The 17135-nt window shown below is 60.4% G+C and carries 27 protein-coding genes; all 27 read left to right on the top strand.

What is annotated here, in order from left to right; translation table 11 throughout:
- The first annotated feature begins 67 nt into the window (after nt 1-67).
- The 27 genes from U5A52_RS40475 (at nt 68) to rplO (ending at nt 17096) form a co-directional block, all read left to right on the top strand.
- The gene (locus tag U5A52_RS40475) at nt 68-397 is read left to right on the top strand and encodes a hypothetical protein (RefSeq protein WP_321939841.1); all 330 of its coding nucleotides are present in this window, start codon (nt 68-70) and stop codon (nt 395-397) included.
- 196 nt (nt 398-593) lie between these two features.
- Nucleotides 594-2441, top strand: coding sequence for a DNA helicase RecQ (gene recQ, locus U5A52_RS40470; RefSeq protein WP_321917539.1), 1848 nt, complete (start codon nt 594-596; stop codon nt 2439-2441).
- A 266-nt stretch (nt 2442-2707) separates the two neighbouring features.
- Complete coding sequence (rpsL, locus tag U5A52_RS40465) at nt 2708-3088, top strand: 30S ribosomal protein S12 (protein WP_124154012.1); 381 nt, start codon at nt 2708-2710, stop codon at nt 3086-3088.
- Between the two features lie 188 nt (nt 3089-3276).
- Nucleotides 3277-3747, top strand: a complete 471-nt coding sequence (gene rpsG / locus U5A52_RS40460) for a 30S ribosomal protein S7 (RefSeq protein WP_158758793.1) — start codon at nt 3277-3279, stop codon at nt 3745-3747.
- Nucleotides 3748-3894: 147 nt separating this feature from the next.
- Nucleotides 3895-5997 (top strand): elongation factor G, encoded by a 2103-nt coding sequence (gene fusA, locus U5A52_RS40455; RefSeq protein WP_321917543.1) that lies wholly within the window; start codon nt 3895-3897, stop codon nt 5995-5997.
- A gap of 84 nt (nt 5998-6081) precedes the next feature.
- The gene (tuf, locus tag U5A52_RS40450) at nt 6082-7272 is read left to right on the top strand and encodes an elongation factor Tu (RefSeq protein WP_028371383.1); all 1191 of its coding nucleotides are present in this window, start codon (nt 6082-6084) and stop codon (nt 7270-7272) included.
- A 137-nt stretch (nt 7273-7409) separates the two neighbouring features.
- Nucleotides 7410-7721 (top strand): 30S ribosomal protein S10, encoded by a 312-nt coding sequence (gene rpsJ, locus U5A52_RS40445; RefSeq protein WP_017777154.1) that lies wholly within the window; start codon nt 7410-7412, stop codon nt 7719-7721.
- Between the two features lie 199 nt (nt 7722-7920).
- Nucleotides 7921-8580, top strand: coding sequence for a 50S ribosomal protein L3 (gene rplC, locus U5A52_RS40440; protein ID WP_028222628.1), 660 nt, complete (start codon nt 7921-7923; stop codon nt 8578-8580).
- The gene (rplD, locus tag U5A52_RS40435) at nt 8580-9200 is read left to right on the top strand and encodes a 50S ribosomal protein L4 (protein ID WP_028222627.1); all 621 of its coding nucleotides are present in this window, start codon (nt 8580-8582) and stop codon (nt 9198-9200) included. The genes rplC and rplD overlap by 1 nt, the downstream gene beginning before the upstream one ends.
- Nucleotides 9197-9511, top strand: a complete 315-nt coding sequence (rplW, locus tag U5A52_RS40430) for a 50S ribosomal protein L23 (protein WP_028206513.1) — start codon at nt 9197-9199, stop codon at nt 9509-9511. The genes rplD and rplW overlap by 4 nt, the downstream gene beginning before the upstream one ends.
- Nucleotides 9512-9513: 2 nt before the next feature.
- The gene (rplB, locus tag U5A52_RS40425) at nt 9514-10341 is read left to right on the top strand and encodes a 50S ribosomal protein L2 (RefSeq protein WP_321917547.1); all 828 of its coding nucleotides are present in this window, start codon (nt 9514-9516) and stop codon (nt 10339-10341) included.
- Between the two features lie 10 nt (nt 10342-10351).
- Complete coding sequence (gene rpsS / locus U5A52_RS40420) at nt 10352-10627, top strand: 30S ribosomal protein S19 (RefSeq protein ID WP_027797286.1); 276 nt, start codon at nt 10352-10354, stop codon at nt 10625-10627.
- A gap of 12 nt (nt 10628-10639) precedes the next feature.
- The gene (gene rplV / locus U5A52_RS40415; RefSeq protein ID WP_004199272.1) at nt 10640-10969 is read left to right on the top strand and encodes a 50S ribosomal protein L22; all 330 of its coding nucleotides are present in this window, start codon (nt 10640-10642) and stop codon (nt 10967-10969) included.
- Nucleotides 10970-10980: 11 nt separating this feature from the next.
- Complete coding sequence (rpsC, locus tag U5A52_RS40410; RefSeq protein ID WP_027797287.1) at nt 10981-11772, top strand: 30S ribosomal protein S3; 792 nt, start codon at nt 10981-10983, stop codon at nt 11770-11772.
- 2 nt (nt 11773-11774) lie between these two features.
- Nucleotides 11775-12191: a 50S ribosomal protein L16 gene (rplP, locus tag U5A52_RS40405; protein ID WP_042269753.1), complete on the top strand. Its 417-nt coding sequence runs from the start codon at nt 11775-11777 to the stop codon at nt 12189-12191.
- A 10-nt stretch (nt 12192-12201) separates the two neighbouring features.
- On the top strand, nt 12202-12396 hold the full coding sequence (gene rpmC / locus U5A52_RS40400; RefSeq protein ID WP_028206515.1) for a 50S ribosomal protein L29: 195 nt from the start codon (nt 12202-12204) through the stop codon (nt 12394-12396).
- On the top strand, nt 12393-12665 hold the full coding sequence (rpsQ, locus tag U5A52_RS40395) for a 30S ribosomal protein S17 (protein WP_028206516.1): 273 nt from the start codon (nt 12393-12395) through the stop codon (nt 12663-12665). Before rpmC ends, rpsQ begins: the two co-directional genes overlap by 4 nt.
- Nucleotides 12666-13011: 346 nt before the next feature.
- A complete protein-coding gene (gene rplN, locus U5A52_RS40390; protein ID WP_028206517.1) occupies nt 13012-13380 on the top strand; it encodes a 50S ribosomal protein L14 in 369 nt (122 codons plus the stop codon).
- Nucleotides 13381-13389: 9 nt separating this feature from the next.
- Nucleotides 13390-13698, top strand: a complete 309-nt coding sequence (rplX, locus tag U5A52_RS40385; RefSeq protein ID WP_321917550.1) for a 50S ribosomal protein L24 — start codon at nt 13390-13392, stop codon at nt 13696-13698.
- Between the two features lie 16 nt (nt 13699-13714).
- Nucleotides 13715-14254, top strand: a complete 540-nt coding sequence (gene rplE / locus U5A52_RS40380) for a 50S ribosomal protein L5 (RefSeq protein WP_069268213.1) — start codon at nt 13715-13717, stop codon at nt 14252-14254.
- Nucleotides 14255-14261: 7 nt separating this feature from the next.
- A complete protein-coding gene (gene rpsN, locus U5A52_RS40375; RefSeq protein WP_028206520.1) occupies nt 14262-14567 on the top strand; it encodes a 30S ribosomal protein S14 in 306 nt (101 codons plus the stop codon).
- Between the two features lie 14 nt (nt 14568-14581).
- Nucleotides 14582-14977 carry a 30S ribosomal protein S8 gene (gene rpsH / locus U5A52_RS40370; RefSeq protein WP_027819345.1) on the top strand — a complete coding sequence of 132 codons (396 nt, stop codon included), beginning with the start codon at nt 14582-14584 and terminating at the stop codon, nt 14975-14977.
- Between the two features lie 18 nt (nt 14978-14995).
- Nucleotides 14996-15526: a 50S ribosomal protein L6 gene (gene rplF / locus U5A52_RS40365; RefSeq protein ID WP_321917555.1), complete on the top strand. Its 531-nt coding sequence runs from the start codon at nt 14996-14998 to the stop codon at nt 15524-15526.
- Nucleotides 15527-15538: 12 nt separating this feature from the next.
- A complete protein-coding gene (gene rplR, locus U5A52_RS40360; RefSeq protein WP_027819343.1) occupies nt 15539-15904 on the top strand; it encodes a 50S ribosomal protein L18 in 366 nt (121 codons plus the stop codon).
- Between the two features lie 14 nt (nt 15905-15918).
- A complete protein-coding gene (gene rpsE / locus U5A52_RS40355; protein ID WP_028206522.1) occupies nt 15919-16437 on the top strand; it encodes a 30S ribosomal protein S5 in 519 nt (172 codons plus the stop codon).
- A gap of 11 nt (nt 16438-16448) precedes the next feature.
- On the top strand, nt 16449-16631 hold the full coding sequence (rpmD, locus tag U5A52_RS40350) for a 50S ribosomal protein L30 (protein ID WP_010106952.1): 183 nt from the start codon (nt 16449-16451) through the stop codon (nt 16629-16631).
- Nucleotides 16632-16661: 30 nt separating this feature from the next.
- Nucleotides 16662-17096, top strand: a complete 435-nt coding sequence (gene rplO / locus U5A52_RS40345) for a 50S ribosomal protein L15 (protein WP_028228146.1) — start codon at nt 16662-16664, stop codon at nt 17094-17096.
- The last annotated feature ends 39 nt before the right edge of the window (nt 17097-17135 follow it).

The following is a 17135-nucleotide window of genomic DNA, read 5'->3' as shown; positions in this document are numbered from 1 at the left end:
AAGTCCGCCTGTGTGGGTCTTTTCGTACGACGCTGGCGGCATTTTTCTGAATCTGGAGGCGGTAATCATGTGGGTGGTCGGGGTCGGTCTCATCCTGAATCTGGTGGCGTGTGTCGCCAGCTTTTCGCAGCTACTGCATCACGTCAGCAATCAATCTGCGGCGAACTTCTTCGCGACCTTCCTCGTGATGTGGGCGTTCCTGATTATCGGCTTCATCATGTTGCTGGCGCGCCGGGCCAAGGGCGGCGCCGCGCTGCTCACGGTCGGCTCGTTGATGTTCGTCGGCGCGAACTTCGTGCTCTTCGGGGCCAGCGTATTCGCGATCGTGGCCGCGATCGTGGCCGTTGTGACGATCGTCGGTGCAGTGCGCATCGCGCGCGGGCGTCAAGCCGCCTGACTATCTCCGTTTCACCCTGGTTGTCTGCGCTCGCGGCATGCGCGCGCAGCCCTCAGGGGCTCTTGTTTCCCGCTGGGTAACGGCCTTCGAATCCGGTACAGCGCCTCGACCTTTCGGCTAACGTTGCTTGAAGTGCGGTTTGAGGAGCGCCGCGGTTGGTAGAATGCGCCGACCGCTTCAGAATCCCGTGCCCTTCATGTCCCGCTCCCTCGAAATCCTCAACGAAGTCTTCGGCTATCCCGCGTTTAGAGGGCAGCAAGCCGAAATCGTCGAGCACGTTGCAGGGGGCGGCGATTCGCTGGTGCTCATGCCTACCGGCGGCGGCAAATCACTCTGCTACCAGATTCCGGCGCTTGTGCGACACGAAGCCGGACTAGGGGCCGGCATCGTGGTGTCGCCGCTCATCGCGCTCATGCAGGACCAGGTGGCCGCGCTCACGGAAGTGGGCGTGCGCGCCGCTTATCTCAATTCCACGCTCAGCGGCGCCGAAGCCGCGGCGACCGAGCGGGCGTTGCGCGAAGGCGATCTCGACCTGCTTTACGTCGCACCCGAGCGCCTCATGACGCCGCGCTTTCTCGACTTGCTCGAGCGCACGCGCATCGGGCTCTTTGCGATCGACGAAGCGCATTGCGTCTCGCAATGGGGCCACGACTTCCGGCCCGAATACATCCAGCTCTCGGTGCTGCACGAACGCTTTCCGAACGTGCCGCGCATTGCGCTCACGGCGACGGCCGACGCCATCACGCGCGACGAAATTGCGCACCGGCTCGCGCTCGACGACGCACGCGTGTTCGTCTCGAGCTTCGACCGGCCGAACATCCGTTACCGGATCGCTGAAAAGGACAACGCGCGCTCGCAGCTGCTCGACTTCATCCGCGCGGAGCACACGCGCGCCGACGGCACCACGGATGCGGGCGTCGTGTATTGCCTCTCGCGCCGTAAGGTCGAAGAAACTGCAGAGTGGTTGAAAGGGCAGGGGCTGCGTGCGCTGCCGTATCACGCGGGCATGGAATTCGAGGTGCGCCAGAAGCACCAGGAGCTGTTCCAGCGCGAGGAGGGCGTGGTGATGTGCGCCACCATCGCATTCGGTATGGGCATCGACAAGCCGGACGTGCGTTTCGTCGCGCATCTCGATTTGCCGAAGAGTGTGGAAGGCTACTACCAGGAAACCGGCCGCGCGGGGCGCGACGGGCTGGCGGCCAATGCGTGGATGGCTTATGGCCTCGGCGACGTGGTACAGCAGCGCAAGATGATCGACGAGTCCGAAGCCGACGAGCAGCACAAGCGTGTGCAGACGGGCAAGCTCGACGCGCTGCTCGGCTTGTGCGAAACGGCCTCGTGCCGACGCGTACGGCTGCTCGCGTACTTCGGCGAGGAGAGCAAACCGTGTGGCAACTGCGACACGTGCCTCGAGCCGCCCGCCACCTGGGATGCGACGCGTGAAGCGCAAATGGCGCTCTCTTGCGTGTTCCGCGCGCAGCGCGCGAGCGGCTTCAACTTCGGCGCCGGCCATCTGATCGACATCCTGCGCGGCAACCGCAACGAGAAGATCCTGCAGCGCGGGCACGAGAAAATCTCCACCTTCGGCATCGGCTCGGCGCTTTCGGAGCCGGAGTGGCGCGCAATCTTCCGGCAACTGGTGGCGTTCGGTTATCTCACCGTCGACCACGACGGCTATGGTTCGCTCGTGCTCACCGAGGCGAGCAAGCCGGTCCTCAAGGGCGAGCAGAACGTCACGATGCGCCGCTACGTGAAGCCCACGCGTACGCGCACGTCGTCGAGCCGCACGAGCGAGCGCGCCGATCCGACCCTTGGCATGAGCCCGCGCCAGCGCTCGCGCTGGGAGCGCCTGCGCCTGTGGCGTACCGAAACCGCCAAGAGCGAAGGCGTGCCGGCCTACGTCATCTTCCACGACGCCACGTTGGCGGAAATCGCGCGCAACGGGCCGGAGTCGGTGGACGATTTGCGGGACATTCCGGGTATCGGCGCGCGAAAACTCGAGCGCTTCGGTGAGGAGCTCGTCGAGGTCGTCGGCGACGAATAAGGCGCGGCGTTTCCTCCGGGTATTCCGGGCGCCGCCGGATTGTCACGCCGCTGTCACTTCTTCCGTCGTCCGAAATGTCGCAAGCCGTTGACTCGCTTGGTATTTTCGGAATATCATGCTGGGTTCCGGTCTTTGGGATGTGCGTGCTCGTCGATTGATTTGACGAAAACTAACATCGAATACCCAATTCCGGAGTTCGATACGCGTGCGTTTCCGCTTTGCCCGGAAATAAATGCGTCGATTTTGTTCAATTTCAGGAATAAACAATGCCAACCATCAATCAACTGGTTCGCAAAGGCCGCGCTTCGGAAGCTTCGAAGAGCAAGTCGCCGGCCCTGCAGGACTGCCCTCAGCGTCGCGGCGTGTGCACCCGTGTGTACACGACGACGCCGAAGAAGCCGAACTCGGCACTCCGTAAGGTCGCCAAGGTGCGCCTGACGAACGGCTTCGAAGTCATTTCGTACATCGGTGGTGAAGGCCACAACCTGCAGGAACACTCGGTCGTGCTGATCCGCGGCGGCCGTGTGAAGGACTTGCCGGGTGTGCGTTACCACATGGTTCGTGGCTCGCTGGATACCCAGGGCGTCAAGGATCGTAAGCAGGCTCGTTCGAAGTACGGCGCAAAGCGCGCCAAGGCTGCGAAGTAAGAGTCAGGTGTCGTCGCGCTCGCGAGAGTGCAGGCGATAAAAGCGACAGGTGCCGGATTGGCCGGTGCTGTCGAGTAAGTGGTCACCCGACCAGGCTGGTAAGTCGTAATGGATGAATCGGGTTAGTTGGTGGCCGCGGAGCGCAAGGGATTCACCCGCGCTTCAACTGAAAAGTTAAAGGAAGAAACATGCCGCGTCGTCGCGAAGTCCCCAAGCGGGAAATATTGCCGGATCCGAAGTTCGGCAACGTTGATGTAGCCAAGTTCATGAACGTGCTGATGCTCTCCGGCAAGAAGTCGGTTGCCGAGCGTATCGTGTACGGCGCTTTCGAACAGATCCAGACCAAGGGTGGCAAGGACCCGCTGGAAGTGTTCACTGTCGCACTCAACAACGTGAAGCCGGTGGTGGAAGTGAAGAGCCGCCGCGTTGGTGGTGCGAACTATCAGGTTCCGGTCGAAGTGCGCCCCTCGCGTCGTATGGCATTGGCGATGCGTTGGCTGCGTGAAGCCGCGAAGAAGCGCAGCGAGAAGTCGATGGCTCTGCGTCTGGCAGGTGAACTCACCGAAGCGGCCGAAGGCCGTGGCGGCGCGATGAAGAAGCGCGACGAAGTTCACCGGATGGCAGAAGCGAACAAGGCGTTCTCGCACTTCCGCTTCTAAGAGAAAGCCCCTACCGGGGTTTGCTCGAAAAACGGAAAAAATTCCGGGCGGGTGCGCTTATCAAGCGCCTCGCCCGTTTGTGTTCAGGCGCGTTGGGATCAACCCGGTCGGGATGACCCGGCGCGCACCTCCCGATAGAGGATCAAAGTGGCTCGCAAGACTCCTATCGAGCGCTACCGTAACATCGGTATTAGCGCTCACATCGACGCCGGCAAGACGACGACGACCGAGCGCATTCTGTTTTACACCGGCGTGAACCACAAGATTGGTGAAGTTCACGACGGCGCCGCAACCATGGACTGGATGGAGCAGGAACAGGAGCGTGGTATCACGATCACGTCCGCTGCTACGACCGCGTTCTGGAAGGGCATGGGCGGCAACTACCCCGAGCACCGCATCAACATCATCGACACCCCGGGCCACGTTGACTTCACGATTGAAGTCGAGCGCTCGATGCGCGTGCTCGACGGCGCGTGCATGGTCTACTGCGCAGTGGGCGGTGTGCAGCCGCAGTCGGAAACGGTGTGGCGTCAGGCGAACAAGTACAAGGTTCCCCGTCTCGCGTTCGTCAACAAGATGGACCGTACCGGCGCGAACTTCTTCAAGGTCTACGACCAGCTGAAAACGCGTCTGAAGGCGAATCCGGTTCCGGTCGTGGTGCCGATCGGCGCGGAAGACACGTTCACTGGCGTGGTCGACCTGATCAAGATGAAGGCGATCATTTGGGACGAGGCCTCGCAAGGCACGAAGTTCGACTACGTCGACATCCCGGCTGAACTCGTTGACACGTGCAACGAGTGGCGCGAGAAGATGATCGAGTCGGCGGCTGAAGCCAGCGAAGAGCTGATGGAGAAGTACCTCGGCGGCGAAGAGCTCACGGAAGCGGAAGTCGTCAAGGCACTGCGCGACCGTACGATCGCGTGCGAAATCCAGCCGATGCTGTGCGGCACCGCGTTCAAGAACAAGGGCGTGCAGCGCATGCTCGACGCCGTGATCGACTTCCTGCCGTCGCCGGTGGATATTCCCCCGGTCAAGGGCGAACTCGAAAACGGCGAAGTGGCAGAGCGCCGCGCAGCTGACGACGAGAAGTTCGCAGCACTCGCGTTCAAGATCATGACCGACCCGTTCGTCGGTCAGCTGATCTTCTTCCGCGCGTACTCGGGCATCGTCAACTCGGGCGACACCGTGCTGAACTCGACCAAGGGCAAGAAGGAACGCCTCGGCCGTATTCTGCAGATGCACGCGAACAACCGCGAAGAAATCAAGGAAGTTCGTGCCGGCGACATCGCTGCTGCTGTCGGCCTGAAGGAAGCGACCACGGGTGACACGCTGTGCGACCCGCAGAACCCGATCATCCTGGAACGCATGGTGTTCCCGGAGCCGGTGATTTCGCAGGCCGTCGAGCCGAAGACGAAGCCTGACCAGGAAAAGATGGGCATCGCCCTGAACCGCCTGGCGCAGGAAGACCCGTCGTTCCGCGTCCAGACGGACGAGGAATCGGGCCAGACCATCATTTCGGGTATGGGCGAGCTCCACCTCGAAATTCTGGTCGACCGCATGAAGCGCGAATTCGGCGTGGAAGCGACCGTCGGCAAGCCGCAGGTTGCCTACCGTGAAACGATCCGCGCAACGGCGAAGGACGTGGACGGCAAGTTCGTCAAGCAGTCGGGTGGTCGCGGCCAGTACGGTCACGCGGTCATCACGCTCGAGCCGAACGAACAGGGCAAGGGCTACGAGTTCCTCGACGAGATCAAGGGCGGTGTGATTCCGCGCGAATACATCCCGGCGGTGGACAAGGGTATCCAGGACACGCTGAAGGCAGGCGTGCTGGCGGGCTTCCCGGTCGTCGACGTCAAGGTTCACCTGACGTTCGGTTCGTACCACGACGTTGACTCGAACGAAAATGCGTTCCGCATGGCCGGTTCGATGGCGTTCAAGGAAGCCATGCGCAAGGCGCAGCCGGTCATCCTCGAGCCGATGATGGCTGTTGAAGTCGAAACGCCGGAAGACTACATGGGCAACGTGATGGGCGACCTGTCGGGCCGTCGCGGTATCGTCCAGGGCATGGAAGACATGGTTGGCGGCGGCAAGATCGTTCGCGCCGAAGTGCCGCTGTCGGAAATGTTCGGCTACTCGACGTCGCTGCGCTCGCTGACGCAAGGTCGTGCAACGTACACGATGGAATTCAAGCACTACGCAGAAGCACCGCGTAACGTGGCCGACGCGATCATCAGCGCGAAGGCGAAGTAAGCATCGGCGCATAAGCGGATCGGGCGTGAGTCCGGTCCGCATCGCTCAGTCACCGATTCACCACTTTTTTGAAAGAAGAGAAACATGGCAAAAGGTAAATTCGAACGGACCAAGCCGCACGTGAACGTGGGCACGATCGGTCACGTTGACCACGGCAAGACCACGCTGACGGCAGCGATCACGACGGTTCTGACCGCGAAGTTCGGCGGCGAAGCGAAGGCGTACGACCAGATCGACGCGGCGCCGGAAGAAAAGGCACGTGGTATTACCATCAACACCGCGCACGTCGAGTACGAAACGGCTAACCGCCACTACGCACACGTCGACTGCCCGGGCCACGCTGACTACGTGAAGAACATGATCACGGGCGCGGCACAGATGGACGGCGCAATCCTGGTGTGCTCGGCCGCTGACGGCCCGATGCCGCAAACGCGTGAGCACATCCTGCTCGCCCGTCAGGTTGGCGTGCCTTACATCATCGTGTTCCTGAACAAGTGCGACATGGTCGACGACGCCGAGCTGCTCGAGCTGGTCGAAATGGAAGTGCGCGAGCTCCTGTCGAAGTACGACTTCCCGGGCGACGACACGCCGATCATCAAGGGTTCGGCCAAGCTGGCGCTGGAAGGCGACAAGGGCGAACTGGGTGAAGTGGCGATCATGAACCTGGCCGACGCACTGGACACGTACATCCCGACGCCGGAGCGTGCAGTTGACGGCGCGTTCCTGATGCCGGTGGAAGACGTGTTCTCGATCTCGGGTCGCGGCACGGTGGTGACGGGTCGCGTTGAGCGCGGCATCGTGAAGGTCGGCGAGGAAATCGAAATCGTCGGTATCAAGCCGACGGTGAAGACGACCTGCACGGGCGTGGAAATGTTCCGCAAGCTGCTCGACCAGGGTCAGGCAGGCGACAACGTGGGTATCCTGCTGCGCGGCACGAAGCGTGAAGACGTGGAGCGTGGCCAGGTTCTGGCCAAGCCGGGTTCGATCACGCCGCACACGCACTTCACGGCTGAAGTGTACGTGCTGAGCAAGGACGAAGGCGGCCGTCACACGCCGTTCTTCAACAACTACCGTCCGCAGTTCTACTTCCGTACGACGGACGTGACGGGCTCGATCGAGCTGCCGAAGGACAAGGAAATGGTCATGCCGGGCGACAACGTGTCGATCACGGTGAAGCTGATCGCTCCGATCGCGATGGAAGAAGGTCTGCGCTTCGCAATCCGCGAAGGTGGCCGTACCGTCGGCGCCGGCGTGGTTGCAAAGATCATCGAGTAAATCGAGTAGAATACTCGGCTTGCTGTAGAAGTTGATGTACCCTGGGACCACCTTGCGGCGCCTTGCCGCGGGGTGGTCCTGCGCTCTTTATATCGTCTGGCGGCGCAAGTCCGCCTCGCTCTTTTCAAGGAATTGTCATGCAGAACCAAAAAATCCGTATCCGTCTGAAGGCTTTCGACTACCGTCTGATCGACCAGTCGGCCGCTGAAATCGTCGATACGGCGAAGCGCACGGGTGCCATCGTCCGCGGTCCGGTGCCGCTGCCGACGCGTATCCAGCGTTTCGACATTCTGCGTTCGCCGCACGTCAACAAGACGTCGCGCGACCAGCTCGAAATCCGCACCCACCTGCGCCTGATGGACATCGTCGACCCGACGGACAAGACCGTTGACGCGCTGATGAAGCTGGACCTCCCGGCTGGCGTGGACGTCGAAATCAAGCTGCAGTAAGAGTCTCCAGCGCTGTCAGATTCTCTGGCGGCGCTAAGTCTTTGATTGCTTGCGGAAAACGAGGAGGGACGTTATACTTGACGTCTTTTCGCGCGTTTGCGCAAAAAATCGGTGTGTCCCTTTCGAGCCTTTACCTCGAAAACGCGCCGGTACTTTGTAAATTAGCCCCGACCAATCGCAGTCGGGAATGGAGAAAACGATGAGCCTTGGACTCGTAGGTCGCAAGGTTGGCATGACGCGTATCTTCACGGCTGACGGGGATTCGATTCCCGTGACCGTGCTGGACGTGTCCGACAACCGCGTGACGCAGATCAAGACTGTTGAAACCGACGGCTACACGGCCGTGCAGGTTGCTTTCGGCACTCGCCGCGCATCGCGCGTGACGAAGCCGCTCGCAGGTCATCTCGCCAAAGCTGGCGTTCAAGCCGGTGAAATCCTCAAGGAATTCCAGATCGACGCCGCTAAGGCCGCCGAACTGTCCGCTGGCGCTGTGATCGGTGTGGAACTCTTCGAAGAAGGCCAGAAGATCGACGTGCAAGGCACCTCGATCGGTAAGGGCTACGCCGGTACCATCAAGCGTTACAACTTCGCTTCGGGTCGTGCTTCGCACGGTAACTCGCGCTCGCACAATGTGCCGGGCTCGATCGGTATGGCGCAGGATCCGGGTCGTGTTTTCCCGGGTAAGCGCATGACCGGTCACATGGGTGACGAAACCGTGACGGTGCAAAACCTCGAAATCGCCCGTATCGACGCAGAGCGCAAGCTGCTGCTCGTGAAGGGTGCTGTCCCGGGTGCAAAGGGCGGCAAGGTTTTCGTGACGCCGGCTGTCAAGGCCCGCGCCAAGAAAGGAGCGCAATAATGGAACTGAAGCTCCTGAACGCTAATGGTCAGGAAGGCGCAGCAGTCAACGCATCGGACGTCGTGTTCGGTCGTGACTACAACGAAGCGCTGATCCACCAGATCGTTGTTGCCTATCAGGCGAACGCGCGCAGCGGTAACCGCGCGCAGAAGGACCGCGAACAGGTCAAGCACACCACCAAGAAGCCGTGGCGTCAGAAGGGTACGGGCCGCGCTCGCGCCGGTATGTCGTCGAGCCCGCTGTGGCGTGGCGGTGGTCGCATCTTCCCGAATTCGCCGGAAGAAAACTTCTCGCACAAGGTCAACAAGAAGATGCATCGCGCAGGTCTCTGCTCGATCTTCTCGCAGCTGGCCCGCGAAGGCCGCATCTCGGTCGTGGAAGAGCTCTCGCTCGAAGCGCCGAAGACGAAGCTGCTGGCCGAAAAATTCAAGGCCATGGGTCTCGAATCCGTGCTGGTCATCACCGACACGGTCGACGAGAACCTGTTCCTGGCGTCGCGCAACCTGCCCCACGTGGCAGTCGTTGAGCCGCGCTTTGCCGACCCGCTCTCGCTGATCTACTTCAAGAAGATCCTGATCACGAAGGCAGCGGTCGCCCAGATCGAGGAGTTGCTGTCATGAGCGAGATTCGCAAGAACGATCATCGTTTGATGCAGGTCCTGCTCGCACCGGTGATCTCCGAAAAGGCGACGCTGGTTGCGGAGAAGAACGAACAAGTCGTCTTCGAAGTCGCGCCGGACGCGAACAAGCAGGAAGTCAAGGCTGCTGTCGAGCTGCTGTTCAAGGTGGAAGTCGAGTCCGTCAACGTGCTGGTCCAGAAGGGTAAAGCCAAGCGCTTTGGCCGCTTCAACGGCAAGCGCAAGGACGTGAAGAAGGCGTATGTCTGCCTGAAGCCCGGCCAGGAAATCAACTTTGAAGCGGAGGCCAAGTAATCATGGCAATCGTGAAAGTTAAGCCGACCTCGCCGGGTCGCCGCGCGATGGTCAAGATCGTCAACAAGGACCTCCATAAGGGTGCGCCGTTCGCAGCGCTGCTCGAAAAGAAGTCCTCGAAGGCCGGTCGTAACAACAACGGTCGTATCACGACGCGTCACCAGGGTGGTGGTCACAAGCAGCACTACCGCGTGATCGATTTCCGTCGCAACAAGGACGGTATCGCAGCGAAGGTCGAGCGTCTCGAGTACGACCCGAACCGTAGCGCGAACATCGCGCTGGTTCTGTACGCAGACGGCGAGCGCCGCTACATCATCGCGCCGAAGGGCGTGGCGGTTGGTGCGCAGCTGATGTCGGGTTCGGAAGCGCCGATCAAGGCAGGCAATGCACTGCCGATCCGCAACATTCCGGTCGGTACGACGATCCACTGCATCGAAATGCTGCCGGGCAAGGGCGCGCAGATCGCGCGTTCGGCTGGTACGTCGGCAATGCTGCTGGCACGTGAAGGCATCTACGCGCAGGTTCGTCTGCGTTCGGGTGAAATCCGTCGCGTGCACGTTGAGTGCCGCGCAACGATCGGTGAAGTCGGCAACGAAGAGCACAGCCTCCGTCAAATCGGTAAGGCTGGCGCGAACCGCTGGCGCGGTATCCGCCCGACGGTCCGTGGCGTTGCAATGAACCCGGTCGACCACCCGCACGGTGGTGGCGAAGGCAAGACTGCGGCTGGTCGCGACCCGGTGAGCCCGTGGGGCACGCCGACGAAGGGCTATCGCACCCGCAGCAACAAGCGCACGACGAGCATGATCGTCCAGCGCCGTCACAAGCGTTAAGGAGTAGGCAATGGCACGTTCTATTAAGAAAGGTCCGTTCTGCGACGCCCATTTGCTGAAGAAGGTTGAGGCGGCTGCAGCTACGCGCGACAAGAAACCGATCAAGACCTGGTCGCGTCGTTCGACGATCCTGCCGGACTTCATCGGCCTGACGATCGCCGTTCATAACGGCCGTCAACACGTTCCGGTGTATGTCACGGAAAACATGGTCGGCCACAAGCTTGGCGAGTTCGCACTGACCCGTACGTTCAAGGGTCACGCAGCCGACAAGAAGGCCAAGAAATAAGGGGCAATCAAGATGGAAGTGAAGGCAATTCATCGCGGTGCCCGCATCTCGGCGCAGAAGACGCGCCTTGTGGCTGACCAGATCCGCGGTCTGCCGGTCGACAAGGCACTGAACGTTCTGACGTTCTCGCCGAAGAAAGCGGCTGGCATCGTGAAAAAGGTTGTGCTCTCGGCGATCGCAAACGCGGAACACAACGAAGGTGCTGACATCGACGAGCTCAAGATCAAGAGCATCTACGTCGACAAGGCAGCTTCGCTGAAGCGTTTCACCGCGCGCGCCAAGGGCCGCGGCAACCGCATCGAGAAGCAATCCTGTCACATCACTGTGACGGTCGGGAATTAAGGAGCCATACGATGGGACAGAAAATTCATCCGACTGGCTTCCGTTTGGCCGTCAGCCGCAATTGGGCTTCGCGTTGGTACGCGAACAACAACAATTTCGCGGCGATGTTGAAGGAAGACATCGGTGTTCGTGAATACCTGAAGAAGAAGCTGAAGAACGCTTCGGTGGGCCGTGTTGTGATCGAGCGTCCGGCAAAGAACGCTCGCATCACGATTTACAGCTCGCGCCCGGGTGTGGTGATCGGCAAGAAGGGCGAGGACATCGAACTCCTCAAGGCCGAACTCCAGAAGCGCATGGGCGTTCCGGTTCACGTGAACATCGAAGAAATCCGCAAGCCGGAAACCGATGCTCAACTGATCGCCGATTCGATCACGCAGCAGCTCGAGCGCCGCATCATGTTCCGTCGCGCAATGAAGCGCGCGATGCAGAACGCAATGCGTCTGGGTGCCCAGGGCATCAAGATCATGAGCGCCGGCCGTCTGAACGGTATCGAAATCGCACGTACCGAGTGGTACCGCGAAGGTCGAGTGCCGCTTCACACGCTGCGTGCTGACATCGACTACGCAACCTCGGAAGCGAAGACGACGTACGGCATCATCGGCGTGAAGGTTTGGGTCTACAAGGGCGACACGCTCGGCCGCAACGACGCACCGGTGGTGGAAGAAGTCGCCGAAGAAAAGCGTCCGCGCCGCAACGCGCGCCCGGGCGATCGTCGTCCGCGCCGTGATGGCGAAGGTGCACCGGGTGCCCGTCGTGGCGCACCGCGCCGTGGCGCCGGCGGTGACGGCAAGAGTGGAGAATAACGATGCTGCAACCGAAACGCAGGAAGTATCGCAAAGAGCAGAAGGGTCGTAACACCGGTATCGCAACGCGCGGCAACGCGGTTTCGTTCGGTGAATACGGTCTGAAGGCTATCGGTCGTGGTCGCCTGACCGCGCGTCAGATTGAAGCAGCGCGTCGTGCAATGACGCGTCACATCAAGCGTGGCGGCCGCATCTGGATCCGTATCTTCCCGGACAAGCCGATCTCGCAAAAGCCGGCGGAAGTGCGTATGGGTAACGGTAAGGGTAACCCTGAGTACTACGTCGCCGAGATTCAGCCGGGCAAGATGCTGTATGAAATGGATGGTGTGTCCGAAGAACTGGCCCGTGAAGCCTTCCGTCTGGCTGCAGCCAAGCTGCCGCTGAAGACGGTCTTCATGGTTCGCCAGCTCGGCGCCTAAGGAGTGATTGATGAAGGCATCTGAACTTCTTCAGAAAGACAAGGCCGCGCTCGACAAAGAGCTGTCGGACCTCTTGAAGGCGCAATTCGGCCTGCGCATGCAACTCGCGACCCAGCAGCTCACGAACACGAGCCAGCTGAAGAAGGTTCGTCGCGACATCGCACGTGTGCGGACCGTCCTGACTCAGAAGGCGAACCAGAAATGAACGAAAGCGTGAAAACCTCGCTTAAGCGGACGCTGGTCGGCAAGGTCGTCAGCAACAAGATGGACAAGACGGTCACCGTCCTGGTCGAGCGCCGCGTTAAGCACCCGATCTACGGCAAGTACGTCGTGCAGTCGAAGAAGTACCACGCTCACGACGAAGCGAACACGTACAACGAGGGTGACCTCGTTGAAATTCAGGAAACCCGTCCTCTCTCGAAGACGAAGGCCTGGACCGTGTCGAAGCTGATCGAAGCAGCACGCGTCATCTAAAAGTGACGCAGCACCCCGGGGAGTCATTCTCCGGGGTGTAGAAGTAATTGAAATCGCTGAAGATTTCGCTTGCGAGGCCAAGATTGTCTGGTTATAATCTTGGTCTTCCCTCCTTTTGGGCTTGCTGTTGGCAAAGCAGCAGGCGAATGTAGGTGGGGAAGCAGATCCGGGCGCCAGTCCGGGTTAGCAAGATTCACCGGAATGCGATGGCCGGTTTCGTTTGCCGTCGCTGCTGTTCTTACCCAAGCAGCTGAGCGGTCGTTCTAGTGGCGGCGCGGCTGACGGGACCAAGACTGACCGGATGTGCCATGGTGGCGCGACCGGATTAAGTTGGGAAAGATAAACCATGATCCAGACCGAAACTCGGCTTGAAGTAGCCGACAACACGGGTGCACGTGAAGTCCTGTGCATCAAGGTGCTCGGCGGCTCGAAGCGTCGTTATGCCAGCATTGGCGACATCATCAAGGTGAGCGTCAAGGAAGCAACGCCGCGCGGGCGCGTGAAAAAGGGCGAAATCTACAACGCTGTTGTGGTTCGCACTGCGAAGGGCGTGCGCCGTCAAGACGGCTCGCTGATCAAGTTCGATGGCAACGCCGCCGTGCTTTTGAATACCAAGCTTGAGCCGATCGGCACCCGCATTTTCGGGCCGGTTACGCGTGAGCTGCGTAGCGAACGATTCATGAAGATCGTTTCGCTGGCGCCGGAAGTGCTGTAAGGAGTCGCGATGAACAAGATTCGCAAGGGTGACGAAGTCATCATCGTCACTGGCAAAGACAAGGGCAAGCGCGGCGTCGTGCTGGCCATCGGCGAAGAGCGCGTCACTGTCGAAGGCATCAACATCGCTAAAAAGCATGTGAAGCCGAACCCCATGAAGGGTACGACGGGTGGCGTGGAAGCCAAGGCAATGCCGGTGGCTATCTCGAACGTCGCACTGGTCGACGCGAACGGTAAGCCGTCGCGCGTGGGCATCAAGGTCGAAGGGGACAAGAAGGTCCGTTTCCTGAAGACGACCGGTGCTGTTCTGAGCGCCTGACGCTGCGGAGTAAAAAATGGCACGTTTGCAAGAATTTTATAAAGAGAAGGTCGTTCCTGGCCTGATCGAGAAGTTCGGTTACAAGTCGGTCATGGAAGTGCCGCGCCTCACCAAGATCACCCTGAACATGGGTGTTGGTGAAGCCGTCGCTGACAAGAAGGTCCTCGAGCACGCCGTTGGCGACCTCACGAAGATCGCCGGCCAGAAGCCCGTCATCACGAAGTCGCGCAAGGCAATCGCCGGCTTCAAGATCCGCGAAGGCTACCCGATCGGCACGATGGTCACGCTGCGTGGCAACGCCATGTACGAATTCCTGGACCGTTTCGTGACGGTTGCGCTGCCCCGCGTGCGCGACTTCCGTGGCGTGTCGGGCAAGGCGTTCGACGGCCGTGGTAACTACAACATCGGTGTGAAAGAGCAGATCATTTTCCCCGAAATCGACTACGACAAGATCGACGCGCTGCGTGGGCTGAACATCAGCATCACGACGACCGCGAAGACCGACGAAGAAGCAAAGGCACTGCTCGCCGGCTTCAAGTTCCCGTTCAGAAACTGAGGTTACCGTGGCTAAACTGGCACTGATCGAACGTGAAAAGAAGCGCGCTCGTCTGGCAGCGAAATTTGCGCCGAAGCGCGCATCGCTGAAGGCGATCATCGACGACCAAAGCAAGTCGGAAGAAGAGCGCTACGCAGCTCGCCTCGAACTGCAACAACTGCCCCGCAACTCGAACCCGACTCGCAAGCGTAACCGCTGCGCGATCACGGGCCGTCCGCGTGGCACGTTCCGCAAATTCGGTCTCGCACGTAACAAGATTCGTGAAATCGCGTTCCGTGGTGAGATCCCTGGCATCACCAAGGCGAGCTGGTAATAGGAGAAACATAAATGAGCATGAGTGATCCTATCGCCGATATGCTGACTCGCATCCGCAATGCGCAGATGGTCGAGAAGGTTTCGGTTGCTATGCCCTCGTCGAAAGTGAAGATTGCGATTGCGCAGGTTCTGAAGGACGAAGGTTATATCGACGACTTCGCGGTGAAAACCGAAGGTGCGAAGTCGGAATTGAACATCGCGTTGAAGTACTACGCTGGCCGTCCCGTTATCGAGCGCATCGAACGCGTTTCGAAGCCGGGTCTGCGCGTGTACCGCGGCCGCAACGATATCCCGCAGGTCATGAATGGCCTGGGCGTTGCGATCGTGTCGACGCCCAAGGGTGTGATGACGGACCGCAAGGCGCGCGCTACTGGCGTCGGCGGCGAAGTTATCTGCTACGTCGCTTAAGGCCTAAGGAGAAGAAACATGTCTCGAGTAGGTAAGAGCCCGATCGCGCTGCAAGGCGCAGAAGCGACGCTCAGCGACGAGAAGATTACCGTCAAGGGCCCGCTGGGTACGATTTCGCAAGCTGCGAACCGCCTCGTGAAGGTGGTGAACGACAACGGTACGCTCAAGTTCGAGCCGACCGATGAAAGCCGCGAAGCCAATGCAATGTCGGGCACGATGCGCGCAATTGTCGCGAACATGGTGCAAGGCGTGACGAAGGGTTTTGAGCGCAAGCTGACGCTGGTTGGCGTCGGTTACCGTGCTCAAGCGCAAGGCGACAAGCTGAACCTGTCGCTGGGTTTCTCGCACCCCGTGGTGCACCAGATGCCGGAAGGCATCAAGGCTGAAACCCCGTCGCAAACGGAAATCGTGATCAAGGGGATCGACAAGCAGAAAGTCGGCCAAACCGCTGCAGAAGTGCGCGGTTATCGCCCGCCGGAGCCCTACAAGGGCAAGGGTGTGCGTTACGCCGACGAGGTCGTGATCCTCAAAGAAACGAAGAAGAAGTAAGGGTGCGCAATCATGGATAAGACTCAATCTCGCCTGCGCCGCGCTCGTCAGACGCGTCTCAAGATCGCTGAGCTGCAGGTCGCGCGTCTGGCCGTGCATCGCACGAACACGCACATCTATGCGCAAGTGTTCTCGCCCTGCGGCACCAAGGTGCTGGCCAGCGCGTCGACGCTTGAAGCTGAAGTGCGTGCGCAACTGGCTGACCAGTCGGGCAAGGGCGGCAACGTCGCAGCAGCCTCGCTGATCGGCAAGCGTATTGCAGAAAAGGCTAAGGCCGCCGGCATCGAATCCGTCGCCTTTGACCGCTCGGGTTTCCGCTATCACGGCCGCGTCAAGGCGCTGGCTGATGCTGCGCGCGAAGCCGGGCTCAAGTTCTAAGGAAGGAATTCGTCATGGCAAAGATGCAAGCGAAAGTTCAGGCTGACGAACGCGACGACGGCCTCCGCGAAAAAATGATTTCGGTCAACCGCGTGACCAAGGTCGTGAAGGGTGGCCGTATTCTCGGCTTCGCCGCACTGACCGTGGTTGGCGACGGTGATGGCCGCGTCGGTATGGGCAAGGGCAAGTCGAAGGAAGTGCCCGTTGCTGTCCAGAAGGCGATGGAACAAGCTCGCCGCAACATGTTCAAGGTGCCCCTGAAGAACGGCACCCTGCAACACGAAGTGCACGGCAAGCACGGCGCATCGGTCGTCCTCCTCGCTCCGGCGAAGGCAGGTACGGGCGTGATCGCCGGCGGCCCGATGCGCGCAGTGTTCGACGTGATGGGCGTGCAGAACGTCGTGGCCAAGAGCCACGGTTCGACGAACCCGTACAACCTCGTTCGTGCCACGCTGGACGGTCTGCGCAAGCAATCGACCCCGGCTGACATCGCAGCGAAGCGCGGCAAGTCCGTCGAAGACATTCTGGGCTAAGGGTGGGCACCATGTCTGAAAAAACTGTCAAGGTTCAGCTCGTCAAGAGCCTGATTGGGACCCGCGAAACGCACCGTGCCACCGTGCGCGGTCTCGGCCTGCGCCGCCTGAACTCGGTTTCCGAGCTGCAGGACACGCCGGCTGTGCGCGGCATGATCAACAAGGTCTCGTACCTCGTTAAGGTCATCGGCTAAGCGGTCGACCAAAGACTCCAGGAGTTTGAAATGGAATTGAATAACCTGAAGCCGGCAGAAGGCGCGAAGCACGCTAAGCGTCGCGTCGGTCGCGGCATCGGCTCCGGCCTCGGCAAGACCGCTGGCCGTGGTCACAAGGGTCAGAAATCGCGTTCGGGCGGCTTCCACAAGGTTGGCTTCGAAGGCGGTCAAATGCCGCTGCAGCGTCGTCTGCCGAAGCGTGGCTTCACCTCGCTGACGAAGGAATTCGTTGGTGAAGTGCGCCTCGCCGACCTCGAGAAGCTGCCGGTCGACGAAATCGATCTGTTGGCTCTCAAGCAGGCAGGCCTCGTGGGCGAACTGACCCGCAGCGCGAAGATCATCGCTACCGGCGAGATCAAGCGTAAGGTCGTCGTGAAGGGTCTGGGTGCGACGAAGAATGCGCGTGCTGCGATTGAAGCAGCAGGCGGTTCTTTTGCCGAGTGATTGTGAGTGGTGCGCGCGGGCTTGCCCGCCGTCACTAGC

Source organism: Paraburkholderia sp. J8-2, assembly GCF_905220195.1.
Lineage (GTDB): Bacteria > Pseudomonadota > Gammaproteobacteria > Burkholderiales > Burkholderiaceae > Paraburkholderia.
The sequence above is the reverse complement of the archived record's forward strand: the minus strand, read 5'-3'. Positions and strand labels throughout refer to the sequence as shown.